Raw genomic sequence first — 22,562 nt, 5'->3', positions numbered from 1 at the left:
GGCCAGTTTCAAAACGACCACCGACCTGAATTCGTCGGCGGCCCTCGCCTCACTTCACCCGCTCGAGCACCGAGACGTAGTTCGCCACCGCAGCGCCACCCATGTTGAAGATGCCGCCGAGGCGGGCATCCTTGACCTGCATGCCCTCCGGCGCCTCACCGACGAGCTGCATCGCGCTGAGCACGTGCATGGAGACGCCGGTCGCGCCGATCGGATGCCCCTTGGCCTTGAGGCCGCCGGAGACGTTGACCGGCAGCTTGCCGTCCTTCTGCGTCCAGCCTTCCTTGATGGCGCGGGCGCCGTCGCCTTCCTTGGTCAGGCCCATCGCCTCGTATTCGATCAGCTCGGCGATGGTGAAGCAGTCATGCGTCTCGACGAAGGAGAGGTCGTCGAGCGCGACGCCGGCATTGGCCAACGCCTGCTGCCAGGCGCGGGCGCCGCCCTCGAACTTCAGGATGTCGCGGCGCGACAGCGGCAGGAAGTCCTGGACATGGGCCATGCCGCGGAAGCCGACGGCGCGACGCAGGGTCCTGGCGGTCTCTTCATCGGCGAGCACGAGCGCGGCGGCGCCGTCCGAGACCAGCGAGCAGTCGGTGCGCTTCAGCGGGCCGGCGACATAGGGGTTCTTCTCGCTCTCCTCGCGGCAGAAGGCGTAGCCGAGATCCTTGCGCATCTGGGCGTAAGGGTTCTCGACGCCGTTCTTGTGGTTCTTCGCCGCGATCAGCGCGAGCGCGTCCGACTGGTCGCCATGACGCTGGAAATAGGAGGAGGCGATCTTGCCGAAGACGCCGGCGAAGCCACCCTGAACATCGGCCTCCTGCGCGAGATAGGAGGCCTTGAGCAGGTTCTTGCCGATCTCAGGGCCAGGTGTCGTGGTCATCTGCTCGACGCCGACGACAAGCACGACCTTGGCCGCCCCGGCCTTGATCGCGCGAACGCCCTGATGCACCGCCGCCGAGCCGGTGGCGCAGGCGTTCTCGACACGCGTCGCCGGCTTGAAGCGCAGTGCCGGATCGGCCTGCAGCACGAGGGAGGCGGTGAAGTCCTGGGCCGAGAAGCCGGCATTGAAATGGCCGAGCACGATCTCGTCGACCTGGTCGGCGGTGATGCCGGCATCGACCAGCGCGTCGGTCGCGACGCGCACGATCAGGCTCTCGACCGTCTCAGTGTCCTGCTTGCCGAAGGGGGTATGTGCCCAGCCGACGATTGCAGCGCTCATGGTCTTCTCCTCACTAACGTGCAGATACACAGTATCTGCACCCGCGCAGGCTCGCCGGCAAGCCGGCAAGCGCGCATTCCTCCCGTGCGTGGAAAGGCCAACGGAAGCCGGATCAAGTCAAGCGGGATAGGACGCTGTTCAGGCAAGCGGAGACCGCCCCTGCAATCAGGGCATGGCGAAAATGGGCGAAACCTGCCGCTCAGCGACTTACGCGAAGGCCGAAGCGCTCAGCGCAGACTCTTTTCGACCTCGGACAGCGCCTTGTCCTTCCGGCAGGCCGCCAGCGGCCTGGCTTTCGCGGAGACGATATGGAGGACGTTCTTCTCTTCGGCGTCAACCTTCACGGTCATGCAGGCGCAGCCATAGCCGTAGCTGCCGTTCCCGGCTTTGCGCCATTCGCCCGCCTTGTAGGGTGGTGGCCAGTCGCCCTTCGCCTGATGCCCACCCTGCACGGCGATCGTCCATTCGCCGTCCTTGTCGTATAGCGAGGCATTGCCCGGAGTCGGGTTGTCGAGCCAGCCGCAGCGCTGCTGGCTGCCCGGCTGCTGCGCAACGGCGACACCGGCCCCAAGGATCAGGACAACCGCAGCGGCGGCAAACGAGCGGCGGCTCATTGGAAGAACCTCGACTGGCTGGTGAACCGCGCGCCCGGCAGCGGCATGCCGGCGAGGCTGGAATCGATCGGCGGCGCGAAGGTGATCGGCCGCTGCGGCCCGGCGGCCAGCAGAGCCGCCTCGAACACCTCGGCGATCGCAGCGATGTCCTTGGCGTGGTCGGAGCCGTTCACCATGGCGCGCGCGCCGACATAGTTGCGCAGCTTGCCGCTGAAATAGGTCGAGAACTTCCGGCCATTGGCAAAGCCGTCGCCGGTGAGCATGCCGTGCGACATCACCGCGTAGGCGATGGCAGGCGTCTTCACCAGTTCCGGGTCGAGCAGCAGGTTGAGCCCCTGGCCGATCGCCGCGCCGGTCGTCGCATAGTTCGACCACCAGGTCAGCTGGACATAACCACGGCCGAAATAAGCGAGCTCGGCACCTGTATCGTCATTGTAGGCCTTGTCGGCGGCGCCGCCATCGACCGTGCCCATCTTGGCGCCCTTGGTCAGCTTTGAGATCAGGCCGGCCGCCGTGACCTTGAACTGGTCGCCATCCTGCTCGGTGATCCGGACGCTGCCGTCGGCGAGCTTCGCGACCTTGACCGGCTCGTGATACTTGCGCCCCTTGCCGTGGCCGACCTCGTCGACCGGCGCCATCGTCATCAGCCAGGCGCGGCGCTTGAGCATCACGGCCTTGCCGGCCTTGTCGACCAGCGGCTTGCCCTTCTTGTTCTTGGCCTGAACGAACCGGGTCACCGGGCTCGTTGTCTCCCAGGCGACGGTCGCCAGCATATAGGCGGCCCAGCGGACATCGGTGATGCTGGTGTCCCGGCTGATCAGGCGCAGCAGCACCAGCAGATCCGGAATGGCGTTGGCGTTGTAACGCGGCTTCTTGCCGAAACGGTCCCTGAACTCTTGCTCGAAAATCCGCTCGTCATAGGTTCCAACGTAATGGTAGTTCGCCGCCATAGCGCGTCTCCCTGGGCCCGTCGTTGGAAAGCCCTAGGCAGGGACTGCGACGAATGCGTGGCTCGGTTTTTTAAATCGCCAGCAGCAGGAGGGCGCCGACGCCGGCGACGATCAGCGCCATGCCGCTGAGCTCGCGCCAGCTCGTGCCCTCCGAGAAGATCCGGCGCGAGGCGATCTGCGCCAGCGGCACCTCGACCAGCCCGAGCGTGCGCACATTGGCCGCCGTCGTCAGCGAAAACCCGATGAACCAACATTGCGAGGCGGCGGCGCCGAGGAAGCCGGCAGCAAGCGAGCGCCGCCAGTTGCGCAGGCTGAGCATCAGCGCCGGCCGGTTGGCGACGAGCATGTAGAGCGTCAGGATCAGGGTCTGCATCGCCAGTCCCAGCGCCAGGATGGTAGTCGCCCGCATCAGGAAATGCCCCTCCGGCAAGGCCTGGATCGCACCACGAAAGCCGATCGCCGACAGCGCAAAGGCGGCGCCAGCGCCGATCCCGAGCGCCGCTGGACGCAGGCCGGCAGCGCTGAGCTTGTCCCCCGGCCGCCACGACATCAGCACCACGCCGGCGGTGGCGACGACGATCGCTGAGAACTTCGCCCAGCCCAGCGCATCGCCGAGCAGCACCGTGCCGAAGAGCGCGACCTGCACCGGCTCGGTCTTGGTGTAGGCGGTCGTCACCGCAAAGGAGCGCTCGCGCATCGCCGCCAACATAAGCGCCGTGGCGAGAATCTGGGTCAGCGCACCGAAGACGGCGAAACCGAAGGAGCGCAGATCCGGCGTCGGCGGCGGGCTGCTGCTGGCGAGGCAGACAAGGAGCAGGAAGATCAGCGCGAAGGGCAGCCCGAACAGGAAGCGCACCTGCGTTGCGCCGACAACGCCGATCACCTCGGTCAGGGAGCGCTGGGTCAGGTTTCGCGCCGTCTGCAGCAGCGAGGCGGCGAGCGTCACCGGTATCCACAGAAGGCTGAGACTCACGCGCTGGCATCCTGCAGAAAAAGCACCGCGGATGCTTTGGACCGCCACGCCCCGCTAGGCAAATCGCCCGATGAGGGGTAGGTATGCGTCATCAGCGAGGCAGGATTGTCGCCCGCCGTCTCGAAAATGCCTCAAGCGTCGCGTTGAAGCCCTCGACTCCCGCCAAGACAGGTTCAAGACCTCTGCCGATGATCTCATTCCGCCTCGCCGCCGGCGCCACGTTCGCCTCGCTCCTCGCTGTCGCCGCTCCGGCTGAAGCCGGCACGAGCGTAGTGGTCGACGCCTCGAGCGGCGCCGTGCTGTCGAGCGAGAGCCCGACGCAGGCCTGGCATCCGGCCTCCACCACCAAGATGATGACGCTCTATCTCGCGCTCAAGGCCGTGCGCGAGGGCAAGATCGGGCTCGAGACCGCGATCCCCGCCTCGAAGCGCGCCGCCAGCCAGCCGCGTGTCAAGGTCTACATCAAGGCCGGCCAGGAGATCACGCTCGACAACGCTATGCGCATCATGATGGTGAAGTCGGCCAACGACATCGCCTATGTCATTGCCGAGGGCGTCGGCGGTGATGTCGAGACCTTCGTCTCGATGATGAACGCTGAGGCGCAGCGCCTCGGCATGCGCGACACCCATTTCGTCAATCCCAACGGCTGGCACCATCCCGACCAGCAGAGCAGTGCCCGCGACCTCGCCGTGCTCGCCATGGCGCTGATGAACGAGTTCAGCCAGTACTCCGATTACTGGAACACCGGCGCGGTCCAGCTCGGCAAGCAGGTGCTGAACAACACCAACGGTCTCGTCGGCCGCTATTACGGCATCAGCGGCATGAAGACCGGCTTCGTCTGCGCCTCCGGCTTCAATGTCGTCACCACCGCGACGCGCAACGGCCGCACCCTGATCGCCGTCGTCCTGGGTGCCAATTCCGGCGCGGAGCGCACCGTCAAGGCAGCGCAACTGCTCGATGACGGCTTCGGCAAATGGGGCGGCTTCGGCGGCAGCATCTCCAGCATGCCGGCCGGAAATGGCGGGCGCGCCTACAGCATCTGCGACAGCGTCCGCCGCGGCGGCCACGCGCTCGGCGACGATGCCGAGACCTCCGGGCCGATCAGCTTCACCAGCAGCAACTTCAGCCTCGGCGGCAATGCCGAAGGAACCTCGGACCGCTTTGCCGCGGCCGTGCCGCAGGGCGGCGCTTCCGGCGCGGTGCTGACGCGCTCGCCGTCCGGCCGCATCACGCTCGGACCGCGCGTCAAGTTCGATCCCATCCAGGTCTCCTTCGGCCGCTCGCCCGGATCTGCCTCGGCGCCGCTCGCCGCCAATGCCGTGGCCAGGCCCGACACCCAGGTTGCGCGCGAGACGATCAAGCCCGGCGCGCCGGTTGCGGCCGGCCTCGTCGCCGGCAGCCGCACCTTCTCCGGCAACGGCGCGATCCCGCCCTCCTCCTCCGCTTTCGCGCCCGTCACGCCGACGCCTGAGGAGCGCCCCGCAGCTGCCGCCCTCGGCTCCGGTCCGATGCGCCTGCAGGGCGCGATCCAGCCCGGTGCCGCGACCCCGGCGAGCCTGCGCCCCGGCGCCGCCGCCGGCATCAAGGCGGCGAACAAGCCCGCCGCCAAGCCGCTGCTGACCAAGCCGGCTTCGGAGAAGACAGCTCCGGCCAAGGCCAAGCCGAGCCAGGCACAGGCCAAGCCGCTCGCCAAACCGCCGGCCCGGGCGGGCGCGAAGCCTGCCGCCAAGCCCGATGCCAATAAACCCGACGCCTGACCCGACGGCGTAACATGCACGAGCGCGGCGCCTCTTCGGCCCAGCACGGCCTTGCGCTGGCGCTGGCATCCGCCGCCGCCTTCGGCACCAATATCGTCAGCGCCCAGCTCGCCGGCCATGCCGGGCTGAGCGGGCCGCTCATCGTCTTCTACCGCGTCTTCCTGATGCTGGCGCTCGTCGTCGGTGCGGCGCTGATCTGGCGCGCCAGCCTCGTCGTGCCGCGCCGGCACTGGTCGGCGCTCGCTTTGTTCGGCCTCAGCACGGCGCTCACCGCCTGCGCCTATCTCTCCTCGGTCGCCTTCCTGCCGATCACGGTGGCGGCCGTGGTGTTTTATACCTTTCCCATCCTGATCGTGCTCGCCGAGCCGCTCTTCACCCCTGCCCGCTTCAGCCTCGACCGGATTGCGATCGCCCTCCTCGCCTTCGTCGGCGTCGCCATGGTGGTCGGGCCGGACTGGCACGGGCTCGACCCGCGCGGGCTGGCGCTCGCACTCGCCGCAAGCGTGCTGGCCGCGGTGCAGTTCTTCTCGGCGGCGCGTTGCGGCGACACCGGGACCCTGCCCAAACTGTTCTGGTCGCATCTCGTCATCCTGCCGGTGACGCTCGCTATCCTTGTCCTCACCGGCCTGTTCCAGCCGCCCGCGGCGCTGGCGCTCGCGCCGATCGCGGTCGCGGTGACGATCGGCGGTTATCTGATCGGCTTCCTGCTCCAGGTGCTGGCGCTCGCCCGCGTCGCGCCCGGCCCGGCCGCCCTCGCCTTCTGCGCCGAGCCGGTCTTCGCCGTCGCGATCGCCGCCGTCTTTCTCGGCGAGCGTGTCGGCTCGCTGCAATATACCGGCGGCGCCCTTGTCGTCGCCGCGATCATCGCCAATGTAATACTGGAACAAAAGCGAGCCCGCCGACTGTCAGTGGTGACCGCGCCAGGAACCTGAAGCGCATGTCCGACCGCCCCGAGCCAATTCCGCTGACGTTGCTGACCGGGTTCTTGGGCGCCGGCAAGACCACCTTGCTCAACCGGCTGCTGAAGGACCCCGCCCTCGCCGACACGGTCGTACTGGTCAACGAGTTCGGCGAGATCGGCCTCGACCATCTCTTCGTCGAAGGCATCGAGGACGGCATGATCCTGCTCGCCTCGGGCTGCCTGTGCTGCACCATCCGCGACGATCTGATCGTCACGCTCGAGGACCTGCTGCGCCGGCTCGATAATGGCCGCACCGCCCCGTTCAAGCGCCTGGTAATCGAGACCACCGGCCTTGCCGACCCGGCGCCGGTCCTCAATGTGCTGATCAACCACCCCTATCTCGCCATGCGCTTCAAGCTCGACGGTGTCGTCACGCTGGTCGACGCCGTCAACGGCATGGCGACCCTCGATGCCCATCCCGAAGCGCTCCGGCAGGTGGTCGCCGCCGATCGGCTCGTACTGACCAAGGCCGACATCGCGACCGACGAAGAGGCCGTCACAGCGCTGCGCAAGCGGCTCGACGAGCTCAATCCAGGCATTGCGATCCTCGCTCCCGACGCACCGGCCGAGGCGCTCGTCGGCGCCGGCCTCTACGACATCGCCGAGCGTCCTGACGAGTTGCGCCGCTGGCTCGCGGCCGAGGTGCCGGACGGTCATCACCACAATCACGGCCACCAGCACGATCATGGCGAGGCTCATGGCCATCACCATCACGGCGGCCACGACCACCATCATCACGACGTCAATCGCCATGATGCCAGCATCCGCGCCTTCACACTGACGGCTGAGACCCCGATCCGCGAGGCGACCTTCGACCTGTTCTGGACCCTGCTGCGCTCGACCCATGGCGCCAGGCTGCTGCGGCTGAAGGGGCTGGTCGCGCTTGCCGAGCATCCCGAGGGACCATTGCTAGTCCATGCCGTCCAGCAGATCCTGCACCCGCCGGTGCTGCTGCCCGCCTGGCCCGATGCCGACCATCGCTCCCGCCTCGTCCTGATCGTCAAGGATCTGGAGGAGGAGACTGTCGCCAGGCTCTGGTCGGCTTTCCTCGGCCGGCCCGCACCTGCCCAGGCGCAGCCTGATCACCACCACCATCACGCCTGACCAGCCTGCCCCGCCCGGCCCGTTTCTTGGTTCGTCCCGCGCAGACCCCTGCACCGTCCCGCGCATGCGTGCCGATCCGGCACGAAAGCGCACCGAAGCAGGGCGAGCCGCGAAAGGGCTGCGCCATGCCGAACCTTGTCGCTCCTGCAATGCCAGCAGCGCCCGAGCGAGCCCGCGCCGTCGAATCGTCCGCAGAGGGGAGCCCGCTCCGGCTCGAGCGCCGCACGCTCGCCGCCTGCGCCGCCATCGAAACCGAATGGCGCGACCTCGCCGCCCGCGCCATCGAGGCAAATCCTTTCTTCGAGCCCGACTTTGCCCTGCCCGCGGCCCAGCACCTCGTCGACTTCCGCGACACGCCGGTGCTGCTAGTCTGGAGCGGCGCGGCCGCATCGCGGCGGCTGCTCGGCTTCGCCCCGGCCCGTCTCCAGCGCCGCCTGCTCGGTCATGACGAGCTGACCGGCTTGAGCAATCCTCGCCTCGGCATCGCCACGCCACTGATCGACGCGGATCAGGCGGAGCGCGTCGTCGCCACCCTGCTCCACGCCTCCGGCCGATGGGGTCTCGCCAACACGCAAAACCTCCAGCTGCACCACCTTGATCTCGATGGCCCGTTCCTGCGCAGCCTGCTGCGGGTTGCCGAACACACGGGCCACGCCGCCTCGCTCGAACCGACGCCGGAACCGCCAGCCAGCGTGGGGGCGCCAGATCTCACCGCCCTGCGCCATGGTCTGTCACGTCACGGCAAGCTCACCTTCGCCGAATCCAGCTCGCGACAGGAGCTGCGCGACATGGTCGAGCTGCATCTGGCGCTCGAAGCCTCGGGCTCGCTGGCACGCGCCGGCGCCGCCGCGCTGCAGGACATTCGCGAGGGCGCTTTCCTGCGCGCCATGACACGCAATCTCGCCAGTTCGCATCGCTGCCGAGTCGGCCTGCTGAGCCTCGACGACAAGCTGGTCGCCGGCGCGGTCCTCGTCGGTAAGGGTCCGCGTCTCTGGCTCTATTCCGGTGCGGAGGATGATCGCTTCGCCAGCTTCGCGCCGCTGGCGCAGCTCGTCGCCTGGCTCGGCCGGCGTAGCCGTCAGAGCGAGATCGTCGGCGATGTTCCCGGCCCGCACGCCGTCACGGCGCCGCTGCGGCTCGGCGACATCCGGCTTTCCGTCTCGGCGGCGACGGCCCGCCGCGCACCGCTCGTCATCCGGCGTCGCGCAGCAGCCGCCTGATGATCTTGCCGGTGGTGGTCATCGGCAATTCGCTGCGGAATTCGATCTCGCGCGGATATTCATGCGCCGCCAGCCGCTCGCGCACGAAGCCCTGGATTTCCTTGACGAGCTGCGGCGAGGCCTCATAGCCGGATTTCGGCACGATGAAGGCCTTGACGATCTCGGTGCGCAGCGCGTCGGGCTTGCCGACCACGGCCGCGAGCGCCACTGCCGGATGGCGCAGCAGGCAATCCTCGATCTCGCTTGGCCCGATCCGATAGCCGGACGAGGTGATGACGTCGTCGTCGCGGCCGACGAAGCGGATGTAGCCCTCGCCATCCTGCGAGCCCTGATCGCCCGTGGTCATCCAGTCGCCGATGAACTTGGCCTCGGTCGCCTCGGGCTTGCGCCAATAGTGCAGGAACATCACCGGGTTGGGCCGGCGCACCGCGATCTGGCCCTCCTCCTCCGGCTCGCACAGGCTGCCGTCGGGCCGGATCACCGCGACTTCGTGGCCCGGCACCGCCTTGCCGATGAAGCCGGGCTTGACCACGTCGATCGCGGCGCAGGAGGCGAGGACGAGATTGCACTCGGTCTGGCCGTAGAACTCGTTGATGGTCAGGCCGAGTTTCTCGCGGCCCCAGGCCAGCGTCTCGGCGCCGAGCGACTCTCCGCCCGAGGCCACTGTGCGCAGCTTGAGGTCATAGCGCCCGCGCGGGTTCTCCACCGCCCGCAGCATGCGCAGCGCCGTCGGCGGGATGAAGCAGTTGCGCACCCCGACATCGGCCATCAGCCGGAACGCCTCGTCAGGATCGAACTTCGCCGTCGGCCGCGCCACGATCGGGATGCCGTGATGCAGCGCCGGCAAGAGGTTGTTGAGCAGGCCGCCGGCCCAGGCCCAGTCGGCCGGCGTCCAGAGCAGGTCGCCCGGCTGCGGCAGGAACTCGTGCGGCATCTCCACGCCGGGCAGATGGCCGAGCATCACCCGATGGCCATGCAATGCGCCCTTGGCGTTGCCGGTCGTGCCGGAGGTGTAGATCATCAGCGCCGGGTCGTCCGGGCCGCTGTCGACAGGCGCGAACTCCTCGCTTTCGGCTTCCAGTGCGCGAGCAAACCCCTCGGCTCGCCCATCTGGCCCGTCGACCGAGATCACCAGTTCGAGCTCCGGCAGCGGCTCGACGATCTGGCCGAGCTTCGCAAGTCCGGCGGCATTGGTGATCAGCGCCTTCGCCGCACTGTCCCGCAGCCGATAGGACAACGCATCGGCTCCGAACAGCGCCGCCAGCGGCACCGCGATGGCGCCGAGTTTGTAGGCAGCCATATGGGCGATCGGCACATGCCGCCCCTGTGGCAGCAGGATCGCGACGCGATCGCCCTCCCCGACACCGCGCCGGCGCAGCGCATTGGCCAGCCGATTGGACTGCGCCCGCAATTCGCCATAGCTGACCGGCACGACCGACCAGTCGGGCTGCATTTCGAGGATCGCGACCTTGCCAGGCTCGGCGACAGCCCAGCGATCGCAGCAATCGACGCCGATATTGTAATGCTCCGGAATCCGCCAGCGGAACGCGGCGCGCAGGCGCTCATAGTCGCGGATGTCGGGAAGCATGCGGCAGGCCCCAAGAGCCATGTCCGATCAGGTTGAAACAACCTGATCGGACATGGCTCAGAATGACAGATTGAGCACGCGGCGATCTGCGCGTGCTCTTGCGAAAAGCGGCGCACGATAGGCGAAGCCCAAAGCCGCTGTCACCTTGGCCTAAAGTAAACCAGCGGGTCGCTTAGAACGCCCGTTCGGCCTCCGCCGGCAGGAAGCCCTCGGCGAAGGCGTTGCCGGCCTTCGCCTTGTCCTTGAACGGGAAGGTCAGCGCGATCTGGTCGAGCGCCTTCTGCCAGCGCGTCTTGTCGATGCCGCCGAAGCCGTTCGCCTTGACGTTCGGCGTCATCACATAGTGATCGAGCGCCATCTTCAGGCGCTCCCGCTCGATCTCTGGGCGCGCGCCCTCATTGCGCTGGAGCACGGCGGCGATCGCCGCTTCGGGATCTGCAACGACGTCCCTGACGCTGCGCGTGATCGCCCGCAGCAGGCCACGCACCGCCTGCGGCTTCTCGGCCAGCAGCTTCGGCGAGACGATCACGGCGTTGCCGTAGAGCTCGACGCCATGATCGGCCATCAGCAGGGTGACGATGTCGTCGGCCGGTACGCCGCGCGCCTTCATATTGACGACGGAGGTATGCGCGTAACCGAAGATCGCATCGACCTCGCCGGAAGCCAGCATCGGTTCGCGCACAGGAAAGCCGATATTCTCGAGCTTGATCTTGGCATCGTCGATCCCATTGACCTTCTTGAAGACAGGCCATTGCGCGAAGGCCCCGTCGGCCGCCGGTGCGCCGAGCTTCTTGCCTTCGAGACTCTTGGGAGCGGCCGTGATGCCGCGGCTCTTGCGCCCGACGATCGCGAAGGGCGGGCGGTCATAAACCATCATCACCGCCTTCAGATCGACGCTGGGATTCTCGTCGCGGAAACGGATCAGCGAGTTCACGTCGCCGAAGCCGGCGTCATAGCCACCGGTCACGACCCGTGGAATGGCTTCGCGCGAACCTGTGCCGGCGTCGATCGTGACGAAGAGACCCTCGTCGCCGAAATAGCCCTTCTCCAGCGCAATGAGGAACAGCGCCGCCGGCCCCTCGAAGCGCCAGTCCAGCGTGAATTTGAGCTGCGTTGCGGCTGCGGCGGGCGCGGAAAACCCGGTCGACGCGGCCAGCGCGCCTCCAGCGAGAACGCGCCCGAAGCCGCGCCGCGACAACGGCACGTGGAACGGGGGCATCGCAGCGGACATGTCAGGCTCCGGAATGACGGCGGCCGATAGGGCGGCAGCAACTCACGGACTCCGTTCCAGCAAACATCGTGCCGGAGAAGCATTCGCCTAGAAGGACCCAACTAGCCGGCAGGTCAAGCGGCAACAGGGCGACAACACGGCGAAATCGCGGAAATGGTTACGTTTTTCTGCGGCCGTGCGAACTCGGTCACAGCGGCAGCGCCCCGTCGGTCTTGACCTCCTCCATCACCGCATAGGTCCGCGTCTCGCGCACCGCCGGCAGCGCCAGCAAGACCTCCCCGAGGAAACGACGATAGGCGCCCATATCGGCGACGCGGGTCTTGACCAGATAGTCGAAGCCGCCGGCGACCATATGGCATTCCAGCACCTCCGGCGCCCGCTTCACCGCCGCGGCGAAGCGCTCGAAGGCGTCCGGCGTCGTCTTGTCGAGATAGACCTCGACGAAGACTAGGAGGTGCAGGCCGAGCTTCACCGGATCGAGCGTGGCGCGATAACCGGTGATGAAGCCTTCGCGCGCCAGCCGCTTCAGCCGCTCACCCGTCGCCGTCGGCGACAGGCCCACCTTCTCGGCGAGTTCGACACCGGCGGCGCGACCGTCGTTCTGGAGCAGGGCGAGCAGGCGCCGGTCGGTTCGATCGAGAACCGGATTATTCTCTGCCATCTGAATTTCCTGCAGGATTAGTTGCGGCATAATCGCTGAAATCTCCATTGATATCCAGCCGGCTTGCGATGATTCTGCAGATCATCCCGCCGCCGAAATTCGGAGCTCTTTCCATGGCCGCCCCCGCCCCGCGACCTGCCGCCAGCACCGCACCCGTCTTCCGTGCGCCCTATGCCGAGGACGATGCCGCGATCGCAGGTCACCTGCTCGCCGGCGGCCGCCGCGACCCTGCCGCCAAGGCGCGTATCGACGCCCGCGCCACCTCGCTGGTCGAGGCGATCCGCACCCGCAAGGTCGGCCTCGGCGGCATCGAGGAATTGCTGCGCGAATACTCGCTCTCGACCAAGGAGGGCCTCGCACTGATGGTGCTGGCCGAGGCGCTGCTGCGCGTGCCAGACGCCGCCACCGCCGACCGGCTGATCGAGGACAAGCTCGGCCAGGGCGACTTCGCCCACCATGAATCCAAGTCCGACGCCTTTCTGATCTCGGCCTCGTCCTGGGCGCTCGGCATCACCGCCCGCATCATCCAGCCGGGCGAGACGCCGACCAGCATCATTGGCAGCCTCTCCAAGCGCCTCGGCGTGCCCGCTGTGCGCACCGCGACGCGCCAGGCGATGCGCGTCATGGGCAACCATTTCGTCCTCGGCCAGACGATCGAGGAGGCGCTGAAGCGCGCCCGCTCCGGCTCGGGCAAGCTCTACCGCTACTCCTTCGACATGCTCGGCGAAGGCGCCCGCACGCAAGGAGACGCCGACCGCTATTATGCCTCCTACGCCGACGCGATCGACGCCATCGGCCGCTCGGCCGGCAATGACAAGCTGCCGAACCGGCCCGGCATCTCGGTCAAGCTCTCGGCGCTGCACCCGCGCTATGAGGCGACGAACCGCGAGCGTGTGCTGGCCGAGCTCACCCCCAAGGTGGTCGAGCTCGCCCACCAGGCCAAAAAATACGACCTCAATTTCACCGTCGACGCCGAGGAGGCCGACCGGCTCGAGCTCTCGCTCGACGTCATCGCCGCGGTGATGGCCGATTCTTCGCTCGCCGGCTGGGACGGTTTCGGCCTCGCCATCCAGGCCTATCAGAAGCGCGCCGCCGCGGTGATCGACCACATCGCCGCCCTCGCCGAGGCCTACGATCGCCGCTTGATGGTCCGCCTGGTCAAGGGCGCCTATTGGGACACCGAGCTGAAGCGCGCCCAGGAGCGCGGCCTGCCCGACTATCCGGTCTTCACCCGCAAGGCGATGACCGACCTGAACTACGAGGCCTGCGCGAAGCAGCTGCTGGCGCTGCGCCCGCGCATCATCCCCCAGTTCGCCACCCATAACGCGCTGACCGTCGCCGCCGTCGCCGAGATGGCCGGCAACGCCGACAACTTCGAGTTCCAGCGCCTGCACGGCATGGGCGAGGCGCTCTATGAGCGCCTGCTGCAGGAGGATTCCGGCTTCGCCTGCCGCACCTATGCGCCGGTCGGCGGCCACCAGGACCTGCTTGCCTATCTCGTGCGCCGCCTGCTCGAGAACGGCGCCAACTCCTCCTTCGTCTCGGTCTCCGGCGATCCCGACGTGCCGGTCGCCCAGCTCCTGGTGCCGCCGGCCGACCTGATCGGCACGCCCAGCGCCGCCCGCCATCGCCGCATCCCGCTGCCGGCCGAGCTCTTTGGCCCGAGCCGTCGCAATTCCGCCGGCGTCGAGCTCGGCGATGCGGAAAGCCTTTCGACCCTGCTCGCCGAGATCCACGCCGCCGCGGCCAAGCCCGTGCCCGACGCCGTGCCGCTGATCGACGGCAAGCCCGGCTCCGGCACCGCCCGCGAGGTACTCTCGCCGATCGACGGCAAGCCGGTCGGCCGCGTCACCGAGGGCGATGCCGCCAGCGCCGAGAAGGCGATGGCCGCGGCCAAGGCCGGCTTCCACGCCTGGAACGCGACACCGGCTCGCAACCGCGCAGCCTCGCTCCGCCAGGCCGCCGACCTGATGGAAGCGCGCCGCGGCCCGATCCTGGCGCTGCTCCAGTCCGAGGCCGGCAAGACGCTGGACGACGCCATCGCGGAACTCCGCGAAGCCGTCGACTTCCTGCGCTATTACGCCGCCGAGGCTGAAAGCCGGTTCGCCGTGCCGACCGCGCTTCCCGGCCCGACCGGTGAGGAGAACCGTCTGATCCTGCGCGGCCGCGGCCCGTTCGTCTGCATCGCGCCCTGGAACTTCCCGCTGGCGATCTTCGTGGGCCAGGTCGCCGCCGCGCTGGTCGCCGGCAACAGCGTCGTCGCCAAGCCGGCGCCGCAGACCCCGCTGATTGCCGCGCTCGCCGTGCGCCTGCTCCACGAGGCCGGCATCCCGAAGACCGCACTCCACTTCGCCCCCGGCGACGGCAAGCTCGGCGCCGCCCTTGTCGCGCATAAGGACGTCGCCGGCGTTGCCTTCACCGGCTCGACCGCGACCGCCCGCGCCATCAACCGGGCGCTTGCGGCCAAGGACGGCCCGATCGTCCCGCTGATCGCCGAGACCGGCGGCCTCAACGCCATGATCGTCGACGCCACCGCGCTCGCCGAGCAGGTCGCCGACGACGTCGTCCTCTCCGCCTTCCGCTCGGCCGGCCAGCGCTGCTCGGCGCTGCGCCTGCTCGTCGTGCAGGAGGACGTCGCCGACAAGATGGTCGAGATGATCGAGGGCGCCGCCAGCGAGCTCACCCTCGGCGACCCCCGTGCGATCGAGACCCATGTCGGCCCGGTGATCGACGCCGCCGCAAAGGAGCGGCTCGACAGCCACATCGCCGCGATGCGCGCCGCCGGCCGCGTGACTTACGCCGGCAAGACACCGGCTCTGCCCGGCACCTTCGTCGCCCCGCACATCATCCGGCTCGACAAGGTCGCGGACCTTGCCGCCGAGCATTTCGGCCCGGTCCTGCATGTCGTGCGCTGGAAGGCCGGCCAGCTCGACAAGGTGCTCGCCGAGATCGAGGCGACCGGCTACGGCCTGACCTTCGGCCTGCATTCGCGCATCGAGACGACGGTCGAGCTGGTCATCGACCGGCTCTCGACCGGCAATATCTACGTCAACCGCAACATGATCGGCGCGGTCGTCGGCGTGCAGCCCTTCGGCGGCCACGGGCTCTCGGGCACCGGCCCCAAGGCCGGCGGCCCGAACTATCTCCCGCGCTTCGCCACCGAGCAGACGGTGACGATCAACACCGCGGCGGCCGGCGGCAACGCCAGCCTGATCGCGATGGGGGAGTAGGTCTCACGCGTCATGCTCGGGCTTGACCCGAGCATCTCTTGCCGGACGGGCGCCGATCGGCTCCTTCTCGTCCTGAGATTCTCGGGTCTACGCTTCGCTCCGCCCGAGAATGACGGCAATTGGCCCCGCTAGCAGCCGCTTACTCAGCTCGCCTTCGCCACCGCCTGGCGCAGCCGCGCGATCGCCTCGTCGGCGCCGGCCTTGACCTGGACGTCGAGCGAGCCGGAATCCTGCTCGATGCGGGCGATCAGGGCCTCGACGCTGAGCACCTCGCCGGCGGCGACGAGCTTCAGCACCGCATTCGACAGCACGTTCGGCCAGAAGGCCGCGCCGCCCTTGGCCAACCCCTTGGCCTTGCGGCCCTCGAATTCCTTGGCGAGCTGTTCGGGGGTCTTCCTGGCCATGGTCTGTGTTTTCCGTGAATCGCGATTGAAGGCGAGCTTATAGCAGCCTGCCCGCGTCGCGCCGCCTATCTCTCGCCCTGCATCCCGGGAATCGCCTCGAGCTGCGCCTTGTGCTGCGCGATCCGCCGCTCCGCTTGCTCCCAGGCCTCCCTGCCATCGACGCCGGTGAGGCGCAGGCGGATCGCTTCGCGAAAGGTCGCGCGCTGCTCGTCGGAGAGCGCGGTCGAGATGAACTCGCCGGCGCATTGGTCGCCATTCGGCCCGGTGCAGGCTTTTGCCCGCCGGCAGTCCTTGCGGCCGCACAGGCGCCAGAGCTCCCAGATCGTCGCGACCCTGCGCAGCATGATCGGCCGCTCGCGCTGGAAGCGCTCGAACTCCTCTTTCGTCGCGCCGCGATGGTCGGGATTGCGGGGCATGGGGGGCTCCTTTCCGATTAGCCTCCTTCTCCCCTCGGGGGAGAAGGTCCGGCAGGGGATGAGGGTGGTTCGACTGGGTGAGCTGCGGCGCTGCCCTCATCCGTCAGCGCTTCGCGCTGCCACCTTCTCCCCCGAGGGGAGAAGGAAGATTGCGCCCAAGCGTCGTCCCCGCCCGCAGGCTCATGCCGCGGGCGTTCTCGCAATGAGGGGCAGCCGAGCGCCGCGAGGCGCGATTTGGTATCCGCTTCCGTTGAGCCAGGAAGCGGCGCGGATGGATTGAGCCACCATCCGCACGCCCCGTGGCGCTCCGCCAGCGGCGATTTTAAAGCTCCGGGCCGCGCTTCATTTGGACGCACCGCCGATCCCGCCCGCCGCCTTCGCCAGTGTCCCTCATCGGGTCGTCGCGTCGGCGTTCGGGCGGCTGGTCATCGGCGGGCCGTCCAGCTAGCGAGCTCCTCGCGCAGGGGCCGTAGTACCCCCAGGTCGGTTCCCGAAGCCTCCCGGGAGCGAGGCGCAACCCTCGCCCGCAGGCGCCGCACCCACCCCGCCAAACGACATGCCTCCGGATGGCCGCCCCTCGGGGATGGGGTGGCTGGAACTATACGGGAGGTTGGGAGAGCGGGGATAAGGTTGCGGACTGTCCCCGCCGGGCGCCGGAACCGCGACAGAACCCCTCTCCTGTAAGGAGAGGGGCAGGGGTGAGGTGTAGGCCGTTGGACCAGCGCCGCGTGCCCTGACCGCGCGGTTGGGTTCAGGCTAGCGTTTCCAGTCCGAACACCTCACCCTGCCCTCTCCTTCCAGGAGAGGGTTCCCCGCGCTCTTCCGTCATGGTCGGGCTTGTCCCGACCATCCACGTCTTGCGCCGCCGATGGCAGGCAAACCGGAGCAAGGCACGCCGGACGTTCAGTCGAAGCGTTACAAAGACGTGGATGGTCGCCAAACGAGCGACCACGACGAGCCCTCTACCCTTGCCGCGAACCAAGCTGGACGTAATGCTGTGAACATCGGGTCAAAAGACAGCCACACTCCATGACGGAAAAATTGGCTCGCGGCACGAGGATCTATACAGTGATTGACTATGAAAAAAGGATCAAAATTTTTGATTCGGATAAAGATAAGATACTATACCATTACTGCTCCACCGAGACGTTTATATCGATAATAAAAACAAAGTGCATTTGGCTCTCCGATATAAATAAGATGAACGATTTCGGTGAAATGCACTGGCCCTATCTAAGATTTGTTGAAGCCGGACGACAAATTGCAAAAACTGTCGGAAAGGAATTTCTGGAAGAAATTGATCACATCATATCTTCAGCTCAGACTAGGATTCTACCCTTAATATCATCATTTTCTACAGATGGTGACGTTCTTAGCCAATGGCGAGCTTACGCCAATGATGGAACGGGGGTTTCGATAGGATTTGACTCAAATTTGATCAAATCTCTTTCGGTCCAGATTGGCTCTGTTGAATATGATGAAACAAAACAGATCGAGATAATGAAATCTACTCTAGAGTGGATGTTCCTTATTTCATCAAATATGAAAGGTGAGGAACGAGATTCATTCATATTTCAGCAATCGGCAATTCTAGGAATCGACATGACTTTCTTTAAGAATCCAGGATTTATGGAAGAGAAAGAAGTACGAATAATTCGCGCGGTCAATCCAAAAGTCAAAGATGACATGTGGACCCTTTCTGATCCCGGTGGGTCAGGAGAAAAATTGAGTCGGAAGAAAATACCCATCCAATACCGGGCAGGGCGATCAGGGGGCCTTATTGCCTATATTGCGTTGCCACTCTTGGGACTCGGAAGCAAAGCTATTAAGGAAATAGTTATTGGCCCCAAAAGCGATAACAATGGGGTGGAAATTTCCATGGCTCTGACAGCGTTTGGTTTTAGCGATTTCAAAACTCGTCACTCGCGCGCGACGTATAGATGATTTCGGCGTAATTGACGCTCCCGCTTGACTCCCCACCCACCCCGCCAAACGACATGCCTCCGGTTGGCCGCCCCTCGGGGATGGATACGCGCGATTATACGGTAGGTTGCGCGGGCGGGGGTAAGTTGTCGTTTGATTCCCGTTTAGGGTCTTCGAAAAGGCAGGAGACGGCCATGGGCCCTAGTTCGCTTACCAGACTTGTCGCTAAATATTCGCCTACATGGACAGCTTTACGTACTCTAGGTGAATCGAACGCCGTAAAATTGACAGCACTAGCACCAGTGCTGGGCAGCTTGGTCCTAGTGAATGATGAATTGTCTCGCCTCTTCCACTCTACTTTGCTTGATGCCTCTCTTCCGTTGACCGAGGCAACCAAGCTACTTGGCGTTGTGCCGGTACCCCGCCTCCATATGCTTTACCTTGGCCTCTCCTTCCTCGGTGTAGGCGCGATACTTTTCAGCATTTGGTGCCCCGCCGTGATCAAGCGCTACAGTTCTCCCGAAGAATGGCTGCGTGGAGAAGAGCGCATGCTGGGCCCATCTCGACTGACTCATATCTTTTTCGGAATCATTGATACCTACTGGGAATGGACCAGTCAGAGCGATCGATCAGATGACCCTGCGATGCGTGATGCGTTGGAGGGGTATGGAGAGGAACGCGATTCGCTCTTGCATGGGCTGATAAACGATATTGTCATTGAGCTTGAACGTCCTGTGGAGGAACCCGAGCGACCCGCTGTCCTCATGGACGCATCGGGGGAGCGTGTGATTGCTCCGCCTCCTCAAACTGATGACGAATCTCACTTTCAGCGCTTCAGAATGGGAATGAGTGGAGAGATCAACACCGACGAATACATATCGGTAGCTTTTCATCGAAGGATGGCCGAGCGCTATATGTGGCAGTCGCTAGGGACATATGCAGCAACATCCTTCAAGGAACAGGTTGTCTTTCTGAAATATCTGGACATTCAAGCCGACCGACCGTGGTTGCGAGCTGCCACAACCATAGCTTATTCTATAGGCGCCCTCCTGCTAGCTCTGCCAACCCTGCATACTTTCGGGGCAATCGTCTCAAGCGCGTGGCGCGCGGCCTGATCATAGCTCTATGCCATTCTAGTTGCTCGCTAACTGCAGCTTAGTTCGTGCGCTGCGTTAAAACCCTCCTCCTTGACTCCCCCCGCCTCCCCATCCTACGCCCATCGACGGGACACGCCGCCCCAACGCGGCGCGCCCATCTGTAAGGATGGAGACATCGATGGCGAATACGATTCCGGCAGCGCGCCCGCGCGTGCCGCATTTCTCGTCCGGCCCCTGCGCGAAGCGCCCCGGCTGGACCCTCAAGGCCCTTGGTGACGCGGCGCTCGGCCGCTCGCACCGCGCCAAGATCGGCAAGGACAAGCTCAAGCTCGCGATCGACCTGACCCGCGAGGTGCTGCAGATCCCGGCCGATTACCGCATCGGCATCGTGCCCGCCTCGGACACCGGCGCCGTCGAGATGGCGATGTGGTCGATGCTGGGCGCCCGCGGCGTCGACATGGTCGCCTGGGAGAGCTTTGGCGAAGGCTGGGTCACCGACGTGGTGAAGCAGCTCAAGCTGGCGGATGTGCGCACCTTCACCGCCCCCTATGGCGAGCTACCGAACCTGAGACAAGTCGACACCAGGAATCGCGACGTCGTCTTCACCTGGAACGGCACGACCTCGGGCGTGCGCGTCGTCGACGCCAGCTGGATCGCCGATGACCGCGAGGGGCTGACGATCTGCGACGCGACCTCGGCCGCCTTCGCCCAGAAGCTCGATTGGCCCAAGCTCGATGTCGTCACCTTCTCCTGGCAGAAGGTGCTCGGCGGCGAGGCCGCGCATGGCATGATCGTGCTCTCGCCCCGCGCGGTCGAGCGGCTGCTGACCTACAAGCCGTCCTGGCCGCTGCCAAAAATCTTCCGCATGACCTCGGGCGGCAAGCTCTCCGAGGGCATCTTCGCCGGCGAGACGATCAACACGCCGTCCATGCTCGCGGTCGAGGATTATCTCGACGCACTGGCCTGGGCCAAGAAGGTCGGCGGCCTTGACGGGCTGGTGAAGCGCGCCGACGGCAATGCCCGCGTCATCGCCAAGTTCGTGCGCGAGAACGACTGGATCGACTTCCTCGCGGTGAAGCCGAAGACGCGCTCGAACACCTCGGTCTGCCTCAAGTTCACCGATCCGGCAGTGACGGCGCTGCCGGCCGATGCGCAGGCGGCCTTCGCCAAGCAGGTCGTCCAGGTCATCGAGAAGGCCGGCGCCGGCTACGATCTCGGCCATTACCGCGACGCCCCTCCCGGCCTGCGCATCTGGTGCGGCGCGACCGTGCAGTCGCGCGACCTCAAGGCGCTGCTGCCGTGGATTGCGTATGCCTTCAACGAGGCGAAGGCCTCGCTCGGCAAGAAGGCGGCCTGAGGCGCTTTTCCCTGTCATTCCGGGGCGCGGGCTTTCGCCCGCGAACCCGGAACCCACGACCGGGCGAGCCCTCTCCACCGCTTCATCCAGAACCGCAGCGTTGCACCCCGTCATGGGTTCCGGGTTCGGCTTCGCCGCCCCGGAATGACAGGCGGGGGCGCCCTCCCCCCTTCTCAGCGCCGAAACGCTCCTCGTGTAGCGCGGCGCAGCCGGAGCCACCCCGATGACAAAACCCCGCGTCCTGATCTCCGACGCCCTCTCCCCCGCCGCCGTGCAGATCTTTCGGGATCGCGGCATCGACGTGACCTTCGATCCGAACCTCGGCAAGGACAAGGACAAGCTCGCCGCTGTGATCGGCGACTATGACGGCCTCGCCATCCGCTCGGCGACCAAGGCCACCGCCAAGCTGCTGGAAGCCGCGACCAGGCTGAAGGTGATCGGCCGCGCCGGCATCGGCGTCGACAATGTCGAGATCCCGGCCGCGACGGCGCGCGGCGTGATCGTGATGAACACGCCTTTCGGCAACTCGATCACCACCGCCGAGCACGCCATCGCGATGATGTTCGCGCTCGCCCGCCAGATCCCCTCCGCTGACGCCTCGACCCAGGCCGGGAAGTGGGAGAAGAACCGCTTCATGGGCGTCGAGATCACGGCCAAGACGCTCGGCCTGATCGGCTGCGGCAATATCGGCTCGATCGTCGCCGAGCGCGGCATCGGCCTCAGGATGCGCGTCATCGCCTTCGACCCCTATCTCTCGCCGGAGCGGGCGGTGCAGCTGGGTGTCGAGAAGGTCGAGTTGGAAGACCTGCTGAAGCGCGCCGACTTCATCACTTTGCACGTGCCGATGACAGCGATGACCAAGAACATCCTCTCGGCCGAGAACCTCGCCAAGACCAAGAAGGGCGTGCGCATCATCAACTGCGCCCGCGGCGGCCTGGTCGACGAAGCGGCGCTGGCCGACCTCATCAAGTCCGGCCATGTCGCGGGAGCTGCCTTCGACGTGTTCTCGCAGGAGCCGGCGGAGAGCAACCCGCTGTTCGGCCTCGACAATGTCGTCTGCACCCCGCATCTCGGCGCCTCGACCAATGAGGCGCAGGAGAACGTCGCGCTGCAGGTCGCCGAGCAGATGAGCGACTATCTCCTGAAGGGCGCGATCACCAATGCGGTGAACTTCCCGTCGATCTCGGCCGAGGAAGCCCCGCGCATCAAGCCCTTCGTCGACCTCGCCGAGAAGCTCGGCTCCTTCCTCGGCCAGCTCACCGAGGCGCCGGTCAAGGGCATCCGCATCGAGTATGAGGGCGCGGTCGCGGCGCTCAACCTCAAGGCGATCTCGGCGGCCGCGATCACCGGCGTGCTGCGGCCCTTCCTGCCCGAGATCAACATGGTCAACTCGGCCATGGTGGCGAAGGAGAAGGGCATCGTCGTCGAGGAATTGACTCGCGAGGTCGCCGGCAATCTCGAAAGCGTCATCCGCATCGTCGTCGAGGCCGAGGACATGCCGCGCCATGCCTCGGGCACGGTCTTCCATGACGGCAAGCCGCGCATCATCGAGATCCGCGACATACAGGTCGACGCCGAGTTCGCGCCGCACATGCTCTATGTCCGCAATGCCGACAAGCCGGGCTTCATCGGCCAGTTCGGCTCGCTGCTCGGCAATGCCGGCGTCAATGTCGCGACCTTCAATCTCGGCCGCGACAAGCCGGGCGGCGACGCGATCTGCTATGTCGCCGTCGACGAGGCGATCTCGGACGAATTGCTCGCCAAGATCCACGAGATCCCGATGGTCAAGCGGGCGAGAAGGCTCAAGTTCTGAAGGCCGCCCGCATCGCGCCCAAACGGCGCCGCAATCTTTATCCC

Annotated in this window: 18 protein-coding genes; 9 read left to right on the top strand and 9 right to left on the bottom strand. The window is 66.2% G+C overall.

Annotated elements, in window-relative coordinates:
- Positions 1-49: 49 nt before the first annotated feature.
- The 4 genes from B6S44_RS26270 to B6S44_RS26255 all read right to left on the bottom strand — a co-directional run bounded on the left by B6S44_RS26270 (position 50) and on the right by B6S44_RS26255 (position 3,756).
- Positions 50-1,219 carry an acetyl-CoA acetyltransferase gene (locus tag B6S44_RS26270; RefSeq protein WP_129159813.1) on the bottom strand — a complete coding sequence of 390 codons (1,170 nt, stop codon included), beginning with the start codon at positions 1,217-1,219 and terminating at the stop codon, positions 50-52.
- Positions 1,220-1,446: 227 nt separating this feature from the next.
- Positions 1,447-1,833: a DUF4087 domain-containing protein gene (locus B6S44_RS26265; protein WP_129159812.1), complete on the bottom strand. Its 387-nt coding sequence runs from the start codon at positions 1,831-1,833 to the stop codon at positions 1,447-1,449.
- On the bottom strand, positions 1,830-2,783 hold the full coding sequence (locus B6S44_RS26260) for a glycoside hydrolase family 19 protein (RefSeq protein WP_129159811.1): 954 nt from the start codon (positions 2,781-2,783) through the stop codon (positions 1,830-1,832). The genes B6S44_RS26265 and B6S44_RS26260 overlap by 4 nt, the downstream gene beginning before the upstream one ends.
- A gap of 70 nt (positions 2,784-2,853) precedes the next feature.
- Positions 2,854-3,756 (bottom strand): EamA family transporter, encoded by a 903-nt coding sequence (locus tag B6S44_RS26255; protein WP_129159810.1) that lies wholly within the window; start codon positions 3,754-3,756, stop codon positions 2,854-2,856.
- Positions 3,757-3,944: 188 nt separating this feature from the next.
- Here B6S44_RS26255 and B6S44_RS26250 point away from each other — a divergent pair, with 188 nt between their 5' ends.
- The 4 genes from B6S44_RS26250 to B6S44_RS26235 all read left to right on the top strand — a co-directional run bounded on the left by B6S44_RS26250 (position 3,945) and on the right by B6S44_RS26235 (position 8,798).
- Positions 3,945-5,513, top strand: a complete 1,569-nt coding sequence (locus tag B6S44_RS26250) for a D-alanyl-D-alanine carboxypeptidase family protein (protein ID WP_164985970.1) — start codon at positions 3,945-3,947, stop codon at positions 5,511-5,513.
- 14 nt (positions 5,514-5,527) lie between these two features.
- Positions 5,528-6,445 carry a DMT family transporter gene (locus tag B6S44_RS26245; RefSeq protein WP_129159808.1) on the top strand — a complete coding sequence of 306 codons (918 nt, stop codon included), beginning with the start codon at positions 5,528-5,530 and terminating at the stop codon, positions 6,443-6,445.
- Positions 6,446-6,450: 5 nt separating this feature from the next.
- On the top strand, positions 6,451-7,578 hold the full coding sequence (locus B6S44_RS26240; protein ID WP_129159807.1) for a CobW family GTP-binding protein: 1,128 nt from the start codon (positions 6,451-6,453) through the stop codon (positions 7,576-7,578).
- A gap of 125 nt (positions 7,579-7,703) precedes the next feature.
- Complete coding sequence (locus B6S44_RS26235; protein ID WP_129159806.1) at positions 7,704-8,798, top strand: GNAT family N-acetyltransferase; 1,095 nt, start codon at positions 7,704-7,706, stop codon at positions 8,796-8,798.
- Here the strand turns inward: B6S44_RS26235 and B6S44_RS26230 are convergent.
- From B6S44_RS26230 to B6S44_RS26220, 3 genes are all read right to left on the bottom strand, one after another.
- Complete coding sequence (locus B6S44_RS26230; RefSeq protein WP_129159805.1) at positions 8,770-10,386, bottom strand: acyl-CoA synthetase; 1,617 nt, start codon at positions 10,384-10,386, stop codon at positions 8,770-8,772. The two genes, B6S44_RS26235 and B6S44_RS26230, sit on opposite strands and share 29 nt — an antisense overlap.
- 172 nt (positions 10,387-10,558) lie before the next feature.
- Positions 10,559-11,617 carry an ABC transporter substrate-binding protein gene (locus tag B6S44_RS26225; protein ID WP_248309768.1) on the bottom strand — a complete coding sequence of 353 codons (1,059 nt, stop codon included), beginning with the start codon at positions 11,615-11,617 and terminating at the stop codon, positions 10,559-10,561.
- 187 nt (positions 11,618-11,804) lie between these two features.
- Positions 11,805-12,278, bottom strand: a complete 474-nt coding sequence (locus tag B6S44_RS26220) for an Lrp/AsnC ligand binding domain-containing protein (RefSeq protein ID WP_057191841.1) — start codon at positions 12,276-12,278, stop codon at positions 11,805-11,807.
- A 113-nt stretch (positions 12,279-12,391) separates the two neighbouring features.
- On the opposite strand from B6S44_RS26220, the gene putA reads away from it, so the two are divergent.
- Positions 12,392-15,508 carry a bifunctional proline dehydrogenase/L-glutamate gamma-semialdehyde dehydrogenase PutA gene (putA, locus tag B6S44_RS26215; protein WP_129159804.1) on the top strand — a complete coding sequence of 1,039 codons (3,117 nt, stop codon included), beginning with the start codon at positions 12,392-12,394 and terminating at the stop codon, positions 15,506-15,508.
- 143 nt (positions 15,509-15,651) lie between these two features.
- On the opposite strand, the gene B6S44_RS26210 is transcribed toward putA, so the two are convergent.
- Both B6S44_RS26210 and B6S44_RS26205 read right to left on the bottom strand, forming a co-directional pair.
- The gene (locus tag B6S44_RS26210) at positions 15,652-15,912 is read right to left on the bottom strand and encodes a hypothetical protein (RefSeq protein WP_129159803.1); all 261 of its coding nucleotides are present in this window, start codon (positions 15,910-15,912) and stop codon (positions 15,652-15,654) included.
- A 65-nt stretch (positions 15,913-15,977) separates the two neighbouring features.
- Positions 15,978-16,328 (bottom strand): hypothetical protein, encoded by a 351-nt coding sequence (locus B6S44_RS26205; RefSeq protein WP_129159802.1) that lies wholly within the window; start codon positions 16,326-16,328, stop codon positions 15,978-15,980.
- Between the two features lie 1,200 nt (positions 16,329-17,528).
- Between B6S44_RS26205 and B6S44_RS26200 the strand changes: the two genes are divergently transcribed.
- The 4 genes from B6S44_RS26200 (at position 17,529) to serA (ending at position 22,518) form a co-directional block, all read left to right on the top strand.
- Positions 17,529-18,272, top strand: a complete 744-nt coding sequence (locus tag B6S44_RS26200) for a DUF2971 domain-containing protein (protein ID WP_164985969.1) — start codon at positions 17,529-17,531, stop codon at positions 18,270-18,272.
- Between the two features lie 476 nt (positions 18,273-18,748).
- Positions 18,749-19,366: a hypothetical protein gene (locus B6S44_RS26195; protein WP_129159800.1), complete on the top strand. Its 618-nt coding sequence runs from the start codon at positions 18,749-18,751 to the stop codon at positions 19,364-19,366.
- A gap of 160 nt (positions 19,367-19,526) precedes the next feature.
- Entirely contained in the window at positions 19,527-20,705 is a 1,179-nt protein-coding gene (locus B6S44_RS26190; RefSeq protein ID WP_129159799.1) for a phosphoserine transaminase, read from the top strand.
- Positions 20,706-20,928: 223 nt separating this feature from the next.
- Positions 20,929-22,518 (top strand): phosphoglycerate dehydrogenase, encoded by a 1,590-nt coding sequence (gene serA, locus B6S44_RS26185; RefSeq protein ID WP_129159798.1) that lies wholly within the window; start codon positions 20,929-20,931, stop codon positions 22,516-22,518.
- Positions 22,519-22,562: the final 44 nt, after the last annotated feature.

Source organism: Allobosea sp. Tri-44 (genome assembly GCF_004123845.1).
Classification (GTDB): Bacteria; Pseudomonadota; Alphaproteobacteria; order Rhizobiales; family Beijerinckiaceae; genus Allobosea.
This window is presented reverse-complemented; position numbering and strand designations above follow the sequence as displayed.